Consider the following 18,845-nt stretch of genomic DNA (forward strand, 5'->3'; position numbering starts at 1 on the left):
GCGGCGGCCCCGGCCGGGCCCGGCAGCGTCTCCAGCCGGGCATTGCGGAACCATTCGGGCGAAGCGGGGCTATCGTGGACATCAGTAGCCCGGATGGGGCATCGCTCGCGCTACGGACGGCAGGTGGCCGTGATGATCGAGACGTTGCTGACGGTGTTGGTGGTGCTGCTCTGCTGCGGCCTGGTGTACGCCGTGGCGGCCGCCCGGGTGGTCAAGCAGTACGAGCGGGGCGTCGTCTTCCGGCTCGGCCGGCTCCGGCGCGAGGTGCGGCAGCCCGGATTCACGATGATCGTGCCGGGGGTGGACCGGCTGCGCAAAGTGAACATGCAGATCGTCACCCTCCCGGTCCCCGCGCAGGAGGGCATCACCCGGGACAACGTGACGGTCCGGGTGGACGCCGTCGTCTACTTCAAGGTCGTGGCGCCGGCGGACGCGGTGGTGGCGGTGGAGGACTACCGGTTCGCGGTCTCCCAGATGGCGCAGACCTCGCTGCGCTCGATCATCGGCAAGAGTGACCTCGACGACCTGCTCTCCAACCGGGAGAAGCTCAACCAGGGCCTTGAGCTGATGATCGACAGCCCGGCCGTGGGGTGGGGCGTGCACATCGACCGGGTGGAGATCAAGGACGTGTCGCTGCCGGAGACGATGAAGCGGTCGATGGCCCGGCAGGCGGAGGCCGACCGCGAGCGGCGGGCCCGCGTGATCAACGCGGACGCGGAGTTCCAGGCATCCAAGAAGCTCGCCGACGCGGCCAGCGAGATGTCCCGGCAGCCGGCCGCCCTTCAGTTGCGCCTGCTCCAGACGGTGGTGGCGGTAGCGGCGGAGAAGAACTCCACGCTCGTCCTGCCCTTCCCGGTGGAGTTGCTGCGCTTCCTCGAACGGGCCCAGCAGCCATCCGCGACGCCGCCCGCCGACACCACGGGGCGGCCCGCTACCGAACAGCCCGCGTCCCAACACTCCGCTACCGAACGGCCCGCCGCCGAGCCGGCCGCTACCGAGTCGCCCGCCCCGGCCGGCGCGCCGAGCGCGGAGCGGGCTCCGGCGCGCGCCGGGGCGCTCGCGGGTGTCACGGCCCGGCGCGAGGCCGGCGGAACGCTGGCGTCCACGGCGCGGACGCGTACCCAGGGCGCCCCGGCGCGCGCCGGCGACGAGGCCGGGCCGGGCGCCGTCCCCTCCCGCGACGAGCGGCGCGACGACGGGCGCTAGCCGACCCGCGCGCGCCGGTCGCGCCCCGCCGATCCGGATGACGACTCCGGGCGGCGTTATCAGCCACTCGCGGCGATCACCGCAGGTGTGCGGCCCCGCACGGCACGTGTCCGGGTGCGGTTCCGACGTGGGCGCGGTAGGTGTGTTCTGTGACTCGGGTAGTGCGTGGGGTACACCAAGGCGGCGACTTGAACGCGACCTTGTGTGCCGCGCGAGTGCCTGGGAATACTCAGCGGAGCAACTTGGCATGGACGCGCCCTCCTGAGGAGCGGCCCGTACGTGCCTCCTCCGGGTCCGAACCCCCACAAGCCGGACCCACCCCCCACTGGAGGTCTTGAGTTGAAGCGCACAAGCGTACGCCGTTCGGTCATCGCCGGAGCCGGCGTAGCGGCACTGATCACCACCACCCTCACGCTGCAGAGCGCCAACGCGGCGCCCACCGCCCCCGATCCCCTCACGGCCACCGCCGCCGGCGCGCTGGCCACCGACATCACCGCCGACCTCGGCGCTGACGCCACCGCGGGCTCGTACTACGAGGCCAAGGACCGCAAGCTCGTCGTGAACGTGGTGGACGACTCCGCCGCCGAGCGGGTGCGCGCGGCCGGCGCCGAGCCCCGGGTCGTCAAGCACTCGCTGGCCGCGCTGAACCAGGCGCGGAGCACCCTCAAGGCCAAGGCCACCATCCCCGGCACCTCCTGGGCGATGAACCCGAAGAGCAACGCGGTCGTGGTCACCGCCGACCGCACGGTGCGGGGCGACAAGCTGGCCAAGCTGACGAAGGTGACCGACTCGCTCGGCGACCGGGTCACGGTCAAGCGCTCGACCAACACCCTCAAGCCGCTGCTCGCGGGCGGCGACGCCATCTGGGGCAGCGGCTCCCGCTGCTCGCTCGGCTTCAACGTCACCAAGGGCGGCGAACCGTACTTCCTGACCGCGGGTCACTGCACCAACGCCGTCTCCGGTTGGTCGGACTCGCAGGGCGGCCGGCAGGTCGCGGCGACCGAGGGCGGCAGCTTCCCGGGCGACGACTACGGCATCGCCAAGTACACGGCCGATGTCCCGCACCCGAGCGAGGTCAACCTGTACGGCGGCACGCAGGCGATCGCCAAGGCCGGCGAGGCCACCGTCGGTCAGAAGGTGACCCGCAGCGGCAGCACCACCCAGGTGCACGACGGCGACGTCACCGCGCTCGACGCCACCGTCAACTACCAGGAGGGCACGGTCGAGGGGCTGATCCAGACCACCGTGTGCGCCGAGCCCGGCGACAGCGGCGGCTCGCTCTTCGCGGGCGACACCGCGCTGGGCCTGACCTCGGGCGGCAGCGGCAACTGCGGTTCGGGCGGCGAGACCTTCTTCCAGCCGGTGACCGAGGCCCTGCAGGCCACCGGGACGCAGATCGGCTGACCGGCGCGTAGGCGCCGGCGCGGCGCGCGGCCGTAGGCCGTACGACCGTCGGCGGGCGCCGCGCGGCGCGCGGCGACCCGCACGAGGAGCGACCCCCGGACACCCACACCGTGTCCGGGGGCCGTTCGTGCGCGCGGTGCTCAACCGCGTCAGCCCGACGCACCCGTGGCGCCGCCCGGCGGGCCGGGGCGACCGCGGGTCGCGGCCGGCGGGCGGATCGCGCTCAGTGGGCGGATCGCGCTCGGCGCGCGAGCCGGTCTCAGAAGTGGAAGACCGTGCCGCGCGCGGCCTGCTGGAGGCAGGAGTTGCCGAAGGTGTGCGAGAAGGAGACGTTCCGCCCCTCCCACACGCCCTGCGCCACGACGGTGACCGGGTCGTACTCGCGGGTGCAGAAGGACCCCTCGGCCGACTCGGTCATGTGCGCGAAGTCAGCGCCGGTGACACCCAGCTCGGCGCAGGCGGCGGTCGGCGCCGGGTGGCTGCCCCCCGCCTTGGGCTGACAGGTCAGGGTCACGGCGCGGGTGGCGACGGCCGTGGCGTCCTCACCCGGCGCGACCGAGAGCACCAGGGACGAGGGCGGGTACAGCGAGGTGGTGCCCGCGGGCGCGGCGTGCGCCGTCCCGACGGTGGTGGCCAGGCAGCCGATGCTCAGCGCCGCGGCCAGTGCGAATCCCCCAGCGATCTTCCGCATGTCGAACACTCCCTTGTTCGAGGTGGCAGATACGGACCGGAGTCTTACGGACGCATGCGGTGATCGCACGCGCGATGACTCGCTTCCGGTCACCACTCGTAATCGAACGGTGGCTTATCGTGGCGTTACGGCTGGATGCGCCGGGGCGTGGTCGCGACGCGGGGACCTGGGGCGCGTCGGTGCGCCCGAGTCGGTTCGGCGCGCGGCGCGCGCCGTGGGGGTTCGAAAGCCGGCGGGCGCGGATCGGCCGGAACGCATCGCTCTCATGCTCGCCTGTCATGGATGGACAGGCGCACGCCGTTGATTGTCCTCTCAATCAAGGTCGATTGTTCGTTGAACCTTGGAACTGAAGGCTGTGTGAGCGGAATCTCAGCGATCGGCCCGAGTGTGACGCTCGCCGGACGCTATGCGGCTTTTGTCCGGCTTTTTATTTCACGCGCGTTACGTAAGCGTGAAATAAAGCCGCCTCCGTGAAATGTTTTCTTCGTCGTTTATGAGCCATCGAAAGAGATGATTTGCCACTGCATCGAGCCGTCGTTCTAATGGTCGCGAACCGGCTGCGGGCGATCCCCGCTGAGATTCAGGAGAAGGGCAGCGATGGCCGAAGTGATGGCCGAAGTGAAGTCCAGTGGGCCCGCGGGCCCACTCGCCACCGCCGCCCGCGCGCTGCGCCGCGACCGGGTCGGGATGGCCGCCCTCGGTGTCGTGCTGCTGTGTGCCGCGCTCGCTGTCTGCGCGCCCCTGATCGCCGCGCTCTACGGCAAGAACCCCACCGAGCACTACGGTCAGAACGACCCTGACCTGCTCAGTCCCGAAGGTCTTCCGGTCCGGCCCAACGGCGGCATCTCCGCCGACTTCTGGTTCGGACTCGAACCGGGGCTCGGCCGCGACGTGCTGACCCAGTTGCTCTACGGCATGCGCACCTCGCTGCTCATCGCCCTCGCCTCGGTCGCCGTCATCGCCGTCACCGGCATCGTGCTCGGGGTGACCGCCGGTTATCTGAGCGGAATCACGGACCGGGTATTCAGCTTTATCTGCAATGTGCTACTCGCATTCCCCACGCTCTTGCTTCTGCTCGCCCTCAGCCCCATCATCCAGACCCGATTCGTCTCACCCGGCGAAAACGAACCCGCCTGGATGCAGTTCGCCGTCCTCATCGCGGTCTTCTCCGCCTTTGGCTGGGTGCCGCTGGCCATGGTGCTGCGGACGACCGTGCGGTCGCTGCGGGAGCGCGAGTTCATCGAGGCGGCCCGGGCGGTCGGCGCGGGGCGGCGGCACATCATCTTCCGGGAACTGCTGCCCAACGTCTGGGCCCCGGTGCTGGTGCACGTCACGCTCGCCGTGCCGGGCATCGTCACCGCCGAGGCCGCGCTGTCCTTCCTCGGCGTGGGCATCAACGAGCCGATCCCCGACTGGGGCCGGATGATCTCGCGCGGCTCCGAGGTCTTCTACGACGACCCCACCTACATGGTCTTCCCCGGCGTCACCATCCTCGTCTTCGTCCTCGCCTTCAACCTGCTCGGAGACGCCGTGCGCGACGCCATCGACCCGCGCACGGCCCGCTGAGCCACCGGCGCGGCGCCCCCGGCCACGACCAGGAGCGCCCGCCCGTACGGCGGACACCGACCCCGAGTGCACGCGCGGCCCGCCCCGGGCCCGCGCGCCACCAACCCCCACGCCCCACGGCACCCCCACGCCACCTTTCGTCCTCCTCTCACCAACTCGCCCCATCCGCACCTTCCGCATCGGAGTTCCGCATGCTCAGCAAGCCCAGCCACCGCCCGCGCACCGTGGCCGTACCGGCCATCGCCGTCGTCGCCGCCACGCTGCTGTGCTCCTGCTCCGCCGGCGCGGGCAAGGGCGGCGGCGACGATCCCGCGCCGAAGGAGACCGCCCCGCTCACGGCGTCCCTCGGCACCGCCAAGGACAGCACCGGCCCCGCCCCCGCGATCGACGGGGCCCGCGAGGGCGGCACCATCCACATCGCCAACCCCACCGGCTACGCGCACCTGGACCCGCAGAAGATCTACGCCGGCGAGACGTACAACACCTCGCTGCTGTGGGGCCGTCAGCTCACCCAGTACCAGGTGGTGGACGGCAAGCCCACCCTCGTCGGCGACCTGGCCACCGACACCGGCACCCCGTCGGACGGCGGCAGGACCTGGACGTACCGCCTCAAGGACGGCATCGCCTGGGAGGACGGCAAGCCGGTCACCGCGCAGCAGGTCAAGTACGGCATCCAGCGCACCTTCGCGCCCGGCTTCGAACTCGGGCCCACCTACTGGCCGGAGTGGCTGACCGGCTCGCCCGACCGCACCGCGGCGGTCAAGAAGTACGGCGGCCCCAAGGACGGCGACCTCGACGCCATCGAGACGCCGGACGAGAAGACGATCGTCTTCCACTTCCCCGAGCCGCAGGCGGACGTGCCCTACATGGCCGCCCAGTCCTCCTCGTCGCCGGTGCGCGAGGACAAGGACACCGGCACCGGGTACGACATCAAGCCGCTGGCCACCGGCCCGTACCGGATCGTCGAGCACAAGCAGAACCAGCGCCTGACGCTGGAGCGCAACCCGCACTGGAAGCCCGAGACCGACTCCATCCGGCACCAGTACGCCGACCGCTTCGAGTTCACCTTCGGCAAGAACGCGCTCAACACCAGCCAGGAGATCCTCGCCGGCCGTGGCGACGGCGCCTCCTCCGTCACCACCCGGGCCGACCTGCCGCCCGAGTTGTTCCGCGAGACCGAACGCGACAAGGCCAAGGGCGAGCTCGTGGTCAGCGGCCGACAGGGCGCGTACGTCAACGACCTGTACATCAAGAACAGCCGCGTCACCGACCCCGAGGTCCGCAAGGCCATCGCCTACCTCTTCCCGCGCCAGCAGGCCCGCCAGGTGATGGGCGGCCCGCGCGCCGGCGAGTTCGCCACCACGCTCTCCTCGCCGGCCGTGGTGGGCTGGAAGAAGTACGACCTGTTCCCCGCGCCGCCCACCGGTGACATCGCCAAGGCCAAGGAGCACCTGGCCAAGGCCAGGAAGCCGGTGACGAAGCTGACGTACGCCTACGAGAGCGACCCGGTGCAGGACCGCCTCGCCCAGGTGCTCGTCGACGCCTTCGACAAGGTGGGCATCACGTTGGTCACCAAGCCGCTGGACCCGGCCTCCTTCACCCACCAGGTCTTCCGCGGGCCCGCCCCGTACGACCTGTGGCTGAGCACCAACTCGGTGGACTGGCCGACGCCCTCCACGCTGCTGCCCGACGGCTACCACAGCAAGCTGGACGCCCTCTCCAACGGCATCCGGTACAACAACCCGGCCGTGGACAAGGAGTTGGAGCGGATCGAGAAGATCGGCGACGCCAAGCAGAAGGCCGCCGCCCTCATCGACCTCGAACAGGTCGTGATGAAGGACGCCCCCGTGGTGCCGTTCCTCTACCCGCACGTCTCCCAGGTGCGCGGCAAGAACATCGGCGGCGCGTTCATCCACCCCATCTACGGAAGCATCAGCGCGGCCTGGCTCTACCGCGCCGACTCCTGATCCCGGGACCCACACTCCATGCTCAGCTACGTCCTCCGACGGGCCCTCCAGGCGGCGGCGGTACTCCTGGCGATCACCGCCGCCGCCTTCGGGCTCTTCTACGCGGCGCCGTCCGACCCGGCGCTCATCGCCTGCGGGCCCAAGTGCGACACCGCCCAGGTCGAGGCCGTGCGCCACAGCATGGGCCTGGACCGACCCATGGTGGCGCAGTACGTCGACTACCTCGGCGGCCTGGTCACCGGGCGCACCATCAACGACGTGGACGGCACGCCCATCGAGTGCGGCGCGCCCTGCCTCGGCTACTCGTACACCCTGCACCAGCCGGTCACCGAGGCCATCGCCGACCACTTGCCGGTCACCCTGTCGCTCGCCGTCGGCGCGCTCGCGGTGATCGTGGTGCTCGGCGTCGGCACCGGCCTGGTCTCCGCGCTGCGCCGGGGCAGCCGCACCGACCGGATGCTGTCCGCCTTCACCCTCGTCGGCGCCAGCGTGCAGATCTACTTCCTCGGCTACGCGTTGCAGTACCTGCTCGTGTACAGCACCGACCTCTTCCCGCTGCCCGGTTACGTTCCGCTGGCCGACGACCCGGGTGGCTGGGCCGCCGGGCTGCTGCTGCCGTGGCTGGTCCTCGGGTTCGTCAACGCGGCCGTCTTCGCCCGGCTCTCGCGCGCCCAACTCCTTGAGGTCATGCACGAGGGCTACGTGCGCACCGCGCGCGGCAAGGGGCTCAGCGCGCGCCGCGCCCACCTGAAGTACACGGCGCGCGGCGCGGCCCCGCCGCTGGTGCAGTTGCTCGGCCTGGAGGCGGGCGCGCTGTTCGGCGGCGCGTTCATCACCGAGACCGTCTTCGGCCTCGGCGGGGTCGGCAAGCTGGCCGTGGACGCGGTGGTCGGCAACGACCTGCCGACCGTGGTGGGCACCGTGTTGCTGGCCGCGCTGTGCGTGGTCGTCTTCGTCGCCGTCGCCGACCTCGTCGTCGCCTGGCTCGACCCCCGGGTGCGGCTCGCATGACCGCCACCGCCGCCCGGCGGCCAGACCGCCCGCCCCGAGAGGAAGCCCCCATGGCCGAGTCAGGCCACCCCGCGCTGCGGGTTCGCGACCTGTCCGTCTCCTTCACCCGTGCGCACGACGCCCGGGGCGGCCTCGACGCGGTGCCCGCCGTGCGCGAGCTGACCTTCGAGGTGGCGCCCGGCGAGGTGCTCGGCCTGATCGGCGAGTCCGGCTCGGGCAAGTCCACCGTCGGCCTCGCCGCGCTCGGTCTGCACGACGCGGCCCGCACCAGGGTCACCGGCAGCATCCAGGTCGGCGGCGTCGAGATCGTCGGCGCCAGCGAGAAGCGGTTGTGCGCCGTACGCGGGGCCCGGGCCGCCATGGTCTTCCAGGACGCGCTGGCCGCGCTCTCGCCCTTCCACACCGTCGGCGCCCAACTCGCCGAGGCCTACCGGCTGCACCACCCGGGCGCCGGTCGGGCCGCCGCGCGCGAGCGGGCCGGCGAGATGCTGGAACGCGTGGCCATTCCCGCGGCGCGCGCCCGCGACTACCCGCACCAGTTCTCCGGCGGCATGCGGCAGCGCGTCATGATCGCCATGGCCCTGATCAACTCGCCGGACCTGCTCATCGCCGACGAGCCGACCACCGCGCTCGACGCCCGCGTCCAACGCCAGGTGCTGCACCTCCTCGACGAACTGCGCCGCGAGCACGGCACCGCCGTGCTGCTCGTCACCCACGACGTCGGGGTGGTCGCCGAGATGGCCGACCGGATGCTGGTGCTGCGCGGCGGCCGACAGGTCGAGCAGGGCCCGGCCGAGAAGCTGCTGACCGACGCGAGCGAGCCGTACACCCGCGCGCTGATCGGCGCCGCGCCCACGCTGCGCACCGAGCCGGGCACCCGGCTGCCGACGGTCGACGACCCCGACCCGGCGCCCGCGCCGGCGCGCGCCCCGTCCGCGCGGCGGGGCGGGGCGGCGGACGCGGGGCGGGGCGGGGCGGCGGACGCGCGGCCCGCCGGGCGCGAGAAGCCCGCCACCGCGACCACGGTGCCGGCCGCCGGCAAGCCCGTGCCGCCGATCGCCGAGGTGCGCGGGTTGCGGGTCGAGTTCCCGGCGCGCGGGCCCCGGCTGCCGGGGCTGCGCCGGCCCCCGCTCCAGGCCGTGCGCGGCATCAGCCTGGCCATCGCGCCCGGCGAGACGCTGGGCCTGGTGGGGGAGTCGGGGTCGGGCAAGTCCACCACGGCCCGGGTGCTGGCCGGGCTCCAGCGGCCGACCGCCGGCACCGTCCGCTTCGACGGGCGCGACATCTCCGCCGCCGCCCGCTCCACCGCCCTGCGCCGCGAGCTGAGCCGCGAGGTGCAGCTCGTCTTCCAGGACCCGTACGCCTCGCTCAACCCGCGCCGCACCGTCGAGCAGATCGTCACCATGCCGCTCCAGGTCCACACCCGACAGGGCGCGGCCGAGCGGCGGGAGCGCGCGGTGTGGCTGCTGGAGCGCGTGGGGCTGCGGGCGGACCACCTCGGGCGCTATCCGCACGAGTTCTCCGGCGGCCAACGGCAGCGCGTCGGCATCGCCCGGGCGCTGGCCGTCGAACCGAGGCTGCTGATCGCCGACGAGCCGGTGTCCGCGCTCGACGTCTCCGTCCAGGCCCAGGTGCTGAACCTGCTGATGGACCTGCGCGAGGAGTTCGGCCTCTCGCTGCTGTTCGTCTCGCACGACCTGGCGGTGGTGCGGCACTTCTGCGACCGGATCGCGGTGCTGCGCGGCGGCGAGATCGTGGAGACCGGAACCCGCGACGAGGTCTTCGACCGGCCGTCGCACGACTACACCCGGGAGCTGCTGGCCGCGACCCTGTGACCGGCGCCGCGCCGTGGCGCGGGCGCCCCGACGGTCGGGGCGCCCGGCCGCCGGGCCCCGGCCGCCGCTCAGGCGCGGAGCACGGCCAGCGCGTCGACCTCGACCAGCAACTCGGGCCGGATCAGCCCGGCGACCTGGACGGCCGAGCTGGCCGGGGGCCGCGCGGTGTCCACGTACGCGTCGCGGGCGGCGCGCACGGCCGGCAGGTGGGCGACGTCGGTGACGTAGAAGGTCAGCTTCACCACGTCGGCGAAGGTCGCGCCGGCCGACTCCAGGCAGCGCTGGAGGTTCGCGAACACCTGACGGGCCTGCGCCTCGGGGTCGTCGCGGCCCACCAGTTCGCCCTGGGCGTCCACGGCTATCTGCCCGGAGACGGCCACGAGCGTGCCCGTGCCGATGACGACGTGGCTGAAGCCGTTGCCCGGCGCGACGCCGTCCGGTGCGCTGATGTGCTGGTGCTCGGCCATGGGACTCCTCGCGGTGCGGGTGGTGCGGCTGCTGCCGCCGACCCGTTTCTACAACAGCGCGAGCTGCGTCCCGGCGGCCGGGTCAGGTGGGGCGGGCGCCGCCGGCGGCCGGGGGAGCGCGCGGGCCGCGCCGGGGCCAGCCGGGCCGATGCCGTACTCGGTGGCCAGCTCGTGCACCTGACGGGTGATCCGGCGCTGGTACCACGTCGGCGCGTACGCCCCGTTCGCGTACAGCGCGTCGTAGCGCCGGCGCAGCCGGGGGTGGTGCTGGTCGAGCCAGGCGAGGAACCACTCGCGGGCGCCCGGTCGCAGGTGCAGCACCAGCGGTGTGACCGAGGTCGCCCCGGCCGCGGCGATGGCCGCCACCGTGCGGCGGAGCTGCTCGGGCGCGTCCCCCAGGTACGGGATGACCGGGGCCATCAGGACGCCGCAGGCTATGCCGTGGTCGGTCAGGGTGCGCACGGTGTCGAGCCGCCGCTCGGGCGAGGGCGTGCCGGGCTCGACGGTGCGCCACAGCTCGGGGTCGGTGAAGCCGACCGACATCGACACGCCCACGTCGCTACGGGCCGCCGCGGCCCGCAACAGCTCCAGGTCGCGCAGGATCAGCGTGCCCTTGGTGAGGATCGAGAAGGGGTTGGACCGCTCGACGAGGGCGGACAGGATGCCGGGCATCAACCGGTATCGACCCTCCGCGCGCTGGTAGCAGTCGACGTTGGTGCCCATCGCGATGTGCTCGCCGGTCCAGCTCCGCGCGGCCAACTCGCGGCGCAGCACCTCGGGCGCGTTGACCTTCACCACGATCTGCGAGTCGAAACCGATGCCGGTGTCCAGGTCGAGATAGCTGTGCGTCTTGCGCGCGAAGCAGTACACACACGCGTGTGAGCAGCCGCGATAGGGGTTGACGGTCCACTCGAACGGCATCCGGGACGCCCCTGGCACCCGGTTGACCAGCGAGCGGGCCCGCACCTCGTGGAAGGTGATGCCGCGGAACTCGGGGGTGTCGAAGGTGCGCGTCACGCTGGCCGTGCCGAACAGCGCGGGTGCCGACTTCTCCTCCGCCAGGGTCTCCCAGCGCATGTGCACCTCCTCGGTCGTACGCCCTGCCTAATAGAACATACGTGCTATCCGGAGGGTGTCAACCTCCGATTTGGGCGGATGCCGGGAAGGTGGTTGGCTTGCCGATCACGCACGACAGCACGCGCACAGGACCGGAGGAACAGCGATGGCGCAGGTCGAGGCCACCACGGAGCGGATCATCAGGGCGGGCGCCGAGGACGTGTTCGATGCGCTCGCCGACTACAGCGGCACCCGGAAGCGGGTCATGCCCGAGCAGTTCAGCGAGTACGAGGTACGCGAGGGCGGCGACGGCGAGGGCACCCTGGTCCACTGGAAGCTCCAGGCGACCAGCAAGCGGGTGCGCGACTGCCTCCTTGAGGTGACCGAGCCCACCGACGGCCAGCTCGTCGAGAAGGACCGGAACTCCACGATGGTCACCACGTGGATCGTGACGCCCGCGGGCGAGGGCGCCTCGCGCGTCGTGGTCACCTCCACCTGGACCGGCGCCGGTGGCATCGGCGGCTTCTTCGAGAAGACCTTCGCCCCCAAGGGGCTCGGCCGCATCTACGACGCCCTGCTGACCCGCCTCGCCGCGGAGCTGGAGAAGTGACCCGCTGACCGGCCGACGGCAGCGGAGCTGACGGGGCGACGCCGGGCGCGCCCCGTCGGCGGCACGGCACGCGCCGCACGGCGCCGCGCCCCCTACGCCCGGCCCGTCGGCGGGGCCACCCGTCCGGCCCCGCCGGGCCGCCTCGCGGCCCGCGCCTCCCGCGTCCGCCCCGGCGGGCGTCATCCGCGCGACCCGGCGCCCTGCGCCCGGCCCGCCCCGAGCCTCCCGCCCGGCCTCGCCTGACCCGCCACGTACGGCCGGGAGGCGCGTACGCCCGGGAGAGGCGCCCGCCCGGAGGCGTCAGCCCGCCCCGGAGCCGACCCCGAGCGCGCGCGGTGTCCGCTCACCGGAACGAGTGGACTTGTCGGCGCCGTGCCGGCCCCGCCCGCCCCCGTCGTGGGCGGTGAAACCCCTGATGGGCGCGTGACAGGCGCCTCAAACAAGGGAGTTGGGGCCCGCCGGCGCCATGTTTCAGGGATTCGTCGCGGTTGCTCGCGGTTGTCGCGTAATGCGAGAAATGGTCGCGGTGTAGACGTGACGACGGGAGCGGTACGTGGGCGGGACCACCCTGGCGGACCGGGACGAGCCAAGTACGGCGCTCGGCCCGGACCCCGCGACCCAGGACGACAGGACGGCGCGAGAGCCGACGGTTGAACTCGCCGTCGCGGCGGGCGAGGCGCGACCGGTGCCCACCGGATGGGGCGCGGACGAGGCGGCCGAATCGAGGCAGCCGGCCGAGCCCTCCCCGGCCGCTCCGGTGTCCGAGGCGCCGCCGCCCGCCGCTCCCCGGCCGCTCGGTCCGGGCCGGGCCGCGCTGGTCCGCGCCGGCCTGCTGCTGGCGCTGCTGCTCGCGGCCCTCGGCCAGACCGTCACGGCCGGCGCGCTGCCCGCCGTGGCGGCGGACTTGCACGGCGGCGACAGGCTGCCCTGGGTCGTGACCTCCTACCTGCTGGCCGCGGCGCTCGTGCTGCCGGTTTACGGCAGGCTCGGTGACCTCGTGGGCCGCAAGGGCCTGTTCCTGCTCGCCCTCCTGGTGTTCGTCGCCGGCTCCGCGCTGGCTGGCTGGGCCCGCACGATGGACGAACTCATCGTCTTCCGCGCCCTCCAGGGCCTGGGCGCCGGCGGGCTCGTCGTGGGCGCCCAGTCGATCGCCGCGACCGTCGCCCCGCCCCGGTGGCGCGGGCGCTTCCCGGTCCTGCTCGGCGCCGTGTTCGGGCTCGCCGTCGCCGTGGGGCCGGCCGTCGGCGGCCTGCTCACCGACCACGTCTCCTGGCGCTGGTGCTGCTACCTCGGCGTGCCGCTCGGCCTGTTGGCGCTGGTCGCGGCCGTGTGCGCGCCGCGACTGCCGCGCCCGGCCGGCCGGACGGGGGCCGGCACGTTCGGCGCCCTGCTCACCGCCGCGGCCACCCTCTGCCTGGTGCTGCTGACGAGTTGGGGCGGCACGGACGGCGACTGGGACGGGCGGACCGTACTCGGCATCGGCCTCGGCGCCCTGGGCGCCGTGCTCCTGTGGGTCGCCGTGCGGTACTTCGCCCGCCAGCGCACCGCGCCACGGCTCCCCACGTCACCGTCCCCCGCGTCACGGCCCCCCGGGCGCGGCTCGTTCCTGGCCGTCGACACGCTGGTCGGGGTGGCCGTGGGGATCGCGCTGTACGGGGCGTGCGACCAACTGCCCGCCCACCTGCACCGGATGGCCGGCGCCAGCGCGACGCGGACCGGGCTGCTGACACTGCCGCTGCTGGGCGGCGCCGCCGTGGCCGCGCTGGTGGCGGGGCGCCTGGCCAGCCGCACGGGCCGCTTCCGCGCGTACCCGATCCTCGGCTGCGGCGTCGCGACGGTCGGCATGTGGCTGCTGTCCGGGCTCGGCGCGGACACCTCCCGGCTGACGTACGGCCTGTGGACGGGCGTGCTCGGCCTCGGCGTCGGGCTGGTCCTGCCGGTCCTGGTGATGGCCGTCCGGGGCGCCGGCGGGCCGGCCGACGCGGGCCCGGCCACCGGTGGGCACCGGGGGCTGCGGCGGGTCGGCGGCGGCATCGGCGTGGCCGTCCTCGTCGCGGTCTTCGCGCACCGGGCCGCCGACGCCGTGGCGCGTCACCTGCCCACCGGCGTCAGGGACCTGGACCGGGACGCCCTCACCCCGGAGGTGGTCCACTCGCTGCCCGCCGCCCTGCGCGACGGCCACATCGCCGCCCATGTCGACGCGTTGCCGCGCGTCTTCGGGTACCTCGTGCCCGTGCTCGTTCTCGGCTTCCTGCTCGCCCTGCTGCTGAAGGAGAATCCCTTGGCGTCCCAGACCGACCAGCAAGACCCGGCCGTCCCCGCCGCGCGCGGCCTGGCCGACACCGTCACCAACGGCTCCCCGTCGCCCACCGCGGACCAGCGGGCGCCCGAGTCGTACGCCGACGCGTACGCCAGCGACCCGTACGTCACCGACGCGTACACCACCTCCTACGCCTCCGGCGACCAGTCGCGCGCCGACGCCCAGTTGCTGGCGGGCCCGCCGGTGTGCGGGACCGTGGCGCACCACGACGGCAGCACCGTCCCGCGCGCCGCGCTCACCCTGATCGACGTGGGCGGCCGGCAGGTCGGCCGGGGTGCGACGGGCGAGGACGGGCGGTACGCGCTGAGCACGCCGGGCGCGGGCGCCTACGTGCTGATCGCGGCGGCCAGCGGGCACCAGCCGCAGGCGGTCAGCGTCACCGTCGGCGAGCGGCCGGTCGAACTCGACGTGGTGCTCGGCGGCGCGGGACGGCTGGCCGGCGCGGTGCGCACGGCCGACGGCACGCCGGTGCGCGACGCGATGGTCACCCTCACCGACGTGCGCGGCGAGGTCGTCGCCTCCACCCGCAGCGGCCGGGAAGGCGGCTACCTGATCACGGAGTTGGTGGCCGGCGAGTACACGCTCGCCTCCAGCGCCCCCGCCTACCGGCCGGCCGCGCTGCCGGTGAGCGTGCAGGCGGCCCGCGAGACCCGGCAGGACATCGAGTTGGCCGGCGGCGCGGTGCTGCGCGGCACGGTGCGGGCCGGCGGCGGGCGCACCGTGGAGGACGCGCGGGTGACGCTGCTCGACGCGGCGGGCAACGTCGTGGACACGGCCACCACCGGGGCGGACGGCGTCTTCCGCTTCATCGACCTGTCGGCCGGCGAGTACACGGTGATCGCGGCCGGCTACCCGCCGGTCGCCACCGTGCTGCGGGTCGCCGGCGGCGGACGCACGGAGCGCGATCTGCAACTGGGCTACGAGGACTGAGCCCCGCTCGCGGACGCGACGGGACGTTACGGGGACACCGCGTGTGGGCCGGCGCGGGCCGGTGGGCGCACGCGCAGTGCGCCGGGCGGCCGGGCGGTCGCACGGGGTGGAGCGTGGGGGCCGGGTCGGTGCGCCGACCCGGCCCCCACGCGTGTGGCGGGACGACGGCGCCAGCGGCCCGACCCGGGGCGTACCGGGCGGGGGCGGCGTGGGGCGCTTACGGCGCGCGCCGGGCGCACTCCTATTCCGACAATGCCGCACGCCGTGCCACGCCCAGGCCGTACCGTAGCCGCGGGGGCGCAGATCTTGCGTACGCGTACGAAGGAGACTTCGCCAATGGACCACGGCGCGTCGCCGGGTGAGGGCGACGACAGGGTGACCCCGGAGCCACCGGCCCGGGCGGAGCGGTCGCCTGCCCCGGGGCGGATACCGCTCGCGGTGGTCGTGGTGGACGGCGCCGGGCTCGTCACGCACTGGAGCATCGGTGCGCGCAAGCTGTTCGGCTACGACCGGGAGGAGGCCGTGGGCGCGCCCGCGGTGGACCTCATGCCGGTCTCGGGCGCGTTCCGCGAGGGCCGCGACGAGCGGGGCGGGCTCGACAGCCCGCGGCCCGCCGACGCCGCCGACGAGGGCGGCGCACTCGCCGACTTCGCCGATCTCGCCGACTTCGCGGGCCTCGGCCCCTCCCTCGACCTCTCGCTGACCGGCGGATCCGGCTACCCCACCGCGGGCCGCGCGCACCTGGCCGCCACCGAGCGCGGCCCGGGCCAGGTGCTGTGGTGGGCCTACCCGCTGGTGGGGCCGGGGCCCGAGCGGCTGTTGCTGCTGGCCGCCGACGCGCGACGGCTGGCCGGCGACCGGGACTGGCACGAACGGGTGGCCCCCGGGTTCGCGCTGCACACCGAGTTCGGCGAGGCGCGGGAGCTGGCCCGCCGGCTGCCCGAGATCCTGCCGAGCATGAGCCCGCGGGAGAGCGCCCGCATCGTGGCGCAGGTGCTGGAACTCGGCTATCCCGTACTGGAGATCAGCCAGCACGAGCGGGTGCCGGTCACCCCCGACTGGGGCGTGCCGAAGCGGGTCGAGCGGCGCGTCCGGCTGGAGCGGGTGGCCCACGACGAGACGGCGGACCCCCGGGCGGCCGCCGCTGCCGCCGCCGAACTGGCCTCCGACCTGGAGTACGCGGCGGTCCGCGAGCGGCTGGAGTTCCTGAACGAGGTCAGCGGCGCCATCGGTACCTCGCTGGACCTCGCCCGCACCATCGAGGAGGTCAGCGCGGCCGTCGTGCCGCGCTTCACCGACGTGGCGGGCACCTACCTGCGCGAACAGGTCGTCGCGGGCGAGGGCTTCCCGGACGGCCCGCCGGACGCGACCACGATGTGGCACCGGGTGGCCGTGGAGCACAACGACGAGCCGGGCCGCTGGGACGACGTCATCCCGGTCGGCGAGTCGATGCCCTTCCCCGTGCACACCCCGTTCTTCCAGTGCATGACCAGCGGCGAGCCGGTCCTGGTGCCGCGCATCTCCGAGCAGATGGGCAACGCGATCGCCGCGCAGTTCGAGAAGCGCGACATCAGCCCGCTGATCAACAACCGTTCGATGCTGGTCGTGCCGCTCAAGGCGCGCCAGGTGGTGCTGGGCTTCATGATCCTGCTCCGGCACCAGGACCGGCCCGAGTTCAACGACATGGACCGGGTCACCGGCGCCGAACTCGCCGCGCGGGCCGGTCTCGTGCTCGACAACGCCCGGATGTACACCCACCAGGAGAACGTCGCCGAGACGCTCCAGGACAGCATGTTGCCGCACATCGCCCCGCGCATGGCCGGCTGCGACACCGCCACCCGGTACCTGCCCGGCACCCGGCTCGGCCGGGTCGGCGGCGACTGGTTCGACAGCGTCAAGCTGCCCGGCTCGCGCACCGCCCTGGTGGTCGGCGACGTGATGGGGCACGGCCTGAACTCGGCCGCGATGATGGGCCAGTTGCGGACCGCCGTGCAGACCATGGCCGGCCTGGACATGCCGCCCACCCAGTTGCTGCGCCACCTCGACGACCTCGCCCAGCGACTGGGCGAGCACTACCTGGCCACCTGCCTGTACGCGGTCTACGACCCGATCGGCGGCGAGCTGGCCATCGCCAACGCCGGACACATCCCACCGGTGTTGGTCCGGGCCAGGGACGGCCGCAGCGAGCTGCTCAACCTGCCCACGGGCGCGCCGATCGGCGTGGGCGGCGTGCCGTTCGAGACGGTGCGGGTGCCCGTCGAGCCCGGCGACCGGCTGGTGCTGTGCACGGACGGCCTGGTCGAGGTGCGCGGCGAGGACATCGCGGTGGGCCTGGCCGCGCTGTGCGAGTCCGCCGCCCACCCGGCCGCCTCCATGGACGACGCCTGCGACACCATCATCCGCTCGCTGGCCGGGACGTTGAACCGGGGCCGTGGCGGGCGCAAGGACGACGTGGCGCTGCTCATGGCCCGGTTGAACGGCATCGCCGCCGAGGACGTGGCCGACTGGGAGCTGGCCCCACAGCCGCGCTCGGTGCGCGCCGTGCGCCGCTACGTCCGCGAGCAACTGTGCCGCTGGGGCCTGGACGAGGCCGTTCCCACCGCCGAGCTGCTGGTCAGCGAGGTGGTGACGAACGCGGTGCGGCACGCCAGGCAGGTCGTACGGGTGCGCCTGGTACGCACGGACGCGCTGCTGTGCGAGGTGCGCGACGACGACCACACGCTGCCCGCGCTGTTGGACGCCGCGCCCGACGCCGAGTTCGGGCGCGGGTTGCGGGTGGTGAGCAGGCTGGCCAGCGAGTGGGGCACCAGCCGCACGGCCGAGGGCAAGACGGTCTGGTTCGAGCAGTCGCTGGGCTAGCCGTGCCGACCCACGGCTGGCGCCCGCGTCCGGCGCCGGCGGGGGGCTGTGGTGCGGGCCCGGGTGGCGGTAGGCCGCGACGCGGGCGGCGGGACGGCGGCTGGCCGGTGGCGGAACGGGGAAACTTTCGATCGGCCGCTTGTGCCGGTCGGCGCCGGCCAGTAGCAATTGGGCATGACTGAGTCGACCGGCTACGTACGGGCCTGGGAAGAGTACTGGCGAGACGCCCCCACCGAGCCGGGCGGTGTCCTGTGGGACGCCCCGCCGCAGCACACCGCGGGGCTGCACCTGCCGTTGTTCCAGGGCGAGTTCGACCCGGAGCTGCCGGTGCTCGACGTCGGGTGCGGAAACGGCACCCAGAGCCGCTTTCTGGCCCAGCACTTCGACCGGGTGATCGGCGTGGACCTGTCGCACGCTGCGGTGGCCCGCGCCCGCGCCGACGACCCGGCGGGGGTGGCCAGTTACCGGCAGTTGGACGCGGCCAACCTGCCTGCCGTACGGGCGCTGCACGCGGAACTCGGTGACGTGAACGTCTATCTGCGCGGCGTGCTGCACCAGTGCGACAGCCGCGACCTGTCGCGCGTCGCCGAGGCCATCGCCGTGCTGACCGGCGAGCGCGGCCGGGCCTTCGTCGTCGAACTGGCCGAGGAGGCCGGGCGGGTGCTGCGCGGCCTGGCCAACGGGCCGGACGGGCCGCCGCCCAAGCTCGCCGCGGTCTTCCAGCACGGCATCGCCCCCGGCGAGGTCTCCGACCAGGTCGTGCCCGACCTGCTGAACGCCGCGCGGCTGCGCTGCCTGGAGAGCGGCGAACTTCCCCTCACCACGACCGAGCACGGCCCGGACGGCGCGCTGATCATCTTGCCGTCCGCGTGGTGGCTGGTGACGCGCGCCGTCTGACCGACCGTGACCCGGCCCGCCGGGCC

13 protein-coding genes are annotated in these 18,845 nt (G+C 73.7%); 10 read left to right on the forward strand and 3 right to left on the reverse strand.

All coding sequences use genetic code 11. From position 1 onward, the window contains the following. Positions 1-132 precede the first annotated feature (132 nt). Positions 133-1,206 (forward strand): SPFH domain-containing protein, encoded by a 1,074-nt coding sequence (locus OYE22_RS27855; RefSeq protein WP_277322950.1) that lies wholly within the window; start codon positions 133-135, stop codon positions 1,204-1,206. Positions 1,207-1,485: 279 nt separating this feature from the next. Then, the gene (locus tag OYE22_RS27860; RefSeq protein WP_348652249.1) at positions 1,486-2,610 is read left to right on the forward strand and encodes a S1 family peptidase; all 1,125 of its coding nucleotides are present in this window, start codon (positions 1,486-1,488) and stop codon (positions 2,608-2,610) included. Between the two features lie 259 nt (positions 2,611-2,869). On the opposite strand, the gene OYE22_RS27865 is transcribed toward OYE22_RS27860, so the two are convergent. Continuing rightward, on the reverse strand, positions 2,870-3,301 hold the full coding sequence (locus tag OYE22_RS27865; RefSeq protein ID WP_277322952.1) for a subtilase-type protease inhibitor: 432 nt from the start codon (positions 3,299-3,301) through the stop codon (positions 2,870-2,872). A 597-nt stretch (positions 3,302-3,898) separates the two neighbouring features. Between OYE22_RS27865 and OYE22_RS27870 the strand changes: the two genes are divergently transcribed. The 4 genes from OYE22_RS27870 to OYE22_RS27885 all read left to right on the forward strand — a co-directional run bounded on the left by OYE22_RS27870 (position 3,899) and on the right by OYE22_RS27885 (position 9,680). After that, positions 3,899-4,867, forward strand: a complete 969-nt coding sequence (locus OYE22_RS27870; protein WP_277322953.1) for an ABC transporter permease — start codon at positions 3,899-3,901, stop codon at positions 4,865-4,867. Between the two features lie 191 nt (positions 4,868-5,058). After that, a complete protein-coding gene (locus tag OYE22_RS27875; protein WP_277322954.1) occupies positions 5,059-6,834 on the forward strand; it encodes an ABC transporter substrate-binding protein in 1,776 nt (591 codons plus the stop codon). Positions 6,835-6,852: 18 nt separating this feature from the next. Beyond that, positions 6,853-7,845 (forward strand): ABC transporter permease, encoded by a 993-nt coding sequence (locus OYE22_RS27880; RefSeq protein WP_277322955.1) that lies wholly within the window; start codon positions 6,853-6,855, stop codon positions 7,843-7,845. Positions 7,846-7,895: 50 nt separating this feature from the next. Beyond that, positions 7,896-9,680: an ABC transporter ATP-binding protein gene (locus OYE22_RS27885; RefSeq protein ID WP_277322956.1), complete on the forward strand. Its 1,785-nt coding sequence runs from the start codon at positions 7,896-7,898 to the stop codon at positions 9,678-9,680. A gap of 68 nt (positions 9,681-9,748) precedes the next feature. Here the strand turns inward: OYE22_RS27885 and OYE22_RS27890 are convergent, their stop codons facing one another. Continuing rightward, complete coding sequence (locus OYE22_RS27890) at positions 9,749-10,147, reverse strand: RidA family protein (protein WP_277322957.1); 399 nt, start codon at positions 10,145-10,147, stop codon at positions 9,749-9,751. A 48-nt stretch (positions 10,148-10,195) separates the two neighbouring features. After that, complete coding sequence (locus tag OYE22_RS27895) at positions 10,196-11,224, reverse strand: Rv2578c family radical SAM protein (RefSeq protein ID WP_277322958.1); 1,029 nt, start codon at positions 11,222-11,224, stop codon at positions 10,196-10,198. A 145-nt stretch (positions 11,225-11,369) separates the two neighbouring features. Between OYE22_RS27895 and OYE22_RS27900 the strand changes: the two genes are divergently transcribed. From OYE22_RS27900 to OYE22_RS27915, 4 genes are all read left to right on the forward strand, one after another. Next, on the forward strand, positions 11,370-11,813 hold the full coding sequence (locus OYE22_RS27900) for an SRPBCC family protein (RefSeq protein ID WP_277322959.1): 444 nt from the start codon (positions 11,370-11,372) through the stop codon (positions 11,811-11,813). A 757-nt stretch (positions 11,814-12,570) separates the two neighbouring features. Next, positions 12,571-15,063, forward strand: a complete 2,493-nt coding sequence (locus OYE22_RS27905; RefSeq protein ID WP_277324359.1) for an MFS transporter — start codon at positions 12,571-12,573, stop codon at positions 15,061-15,063. Positions 15,064-15,399: 336 nt separating this feature from the next. Next, positions 15,400-17,922 carry a SpoIIE family protein phosphatase gene (locus OYE22_RS27910; RefSeq protein ID WP_277322960.1) on the forward strand — a complete coding sequence of 841 codons (2,523 nt, stop codon included), beginning with the start codon at positions 15,400-15,402 and terminating at the stop codon, positions 17,920-17,922. Positions 17,923-18,096: 174 nt separating this feature from the next. Beyond that, positions 18,097-18,819 (forward strand): class I SAM-dependent methyltransferase, encoded by a 723-nt coding sequence (locus OYE22_RS27915; protein WP_277322961.1) that lies wholly within the window; start codon positions 18,097-18,099, stop codon positions 18,817-18,819. The last annotated feature ends 26 nt before the right edge of the window (positions 18,820-18,845 follow it).

The organism is Streptomyces sp. 71268 (genome assembly GCF_029392895.1).
In the GTDB taxonomy this organism is placed as follows: Bacteria; Actinomycetota; Actinomycetes; order Streptomycetales; family Streptomycetaceae; genus Streptomyces.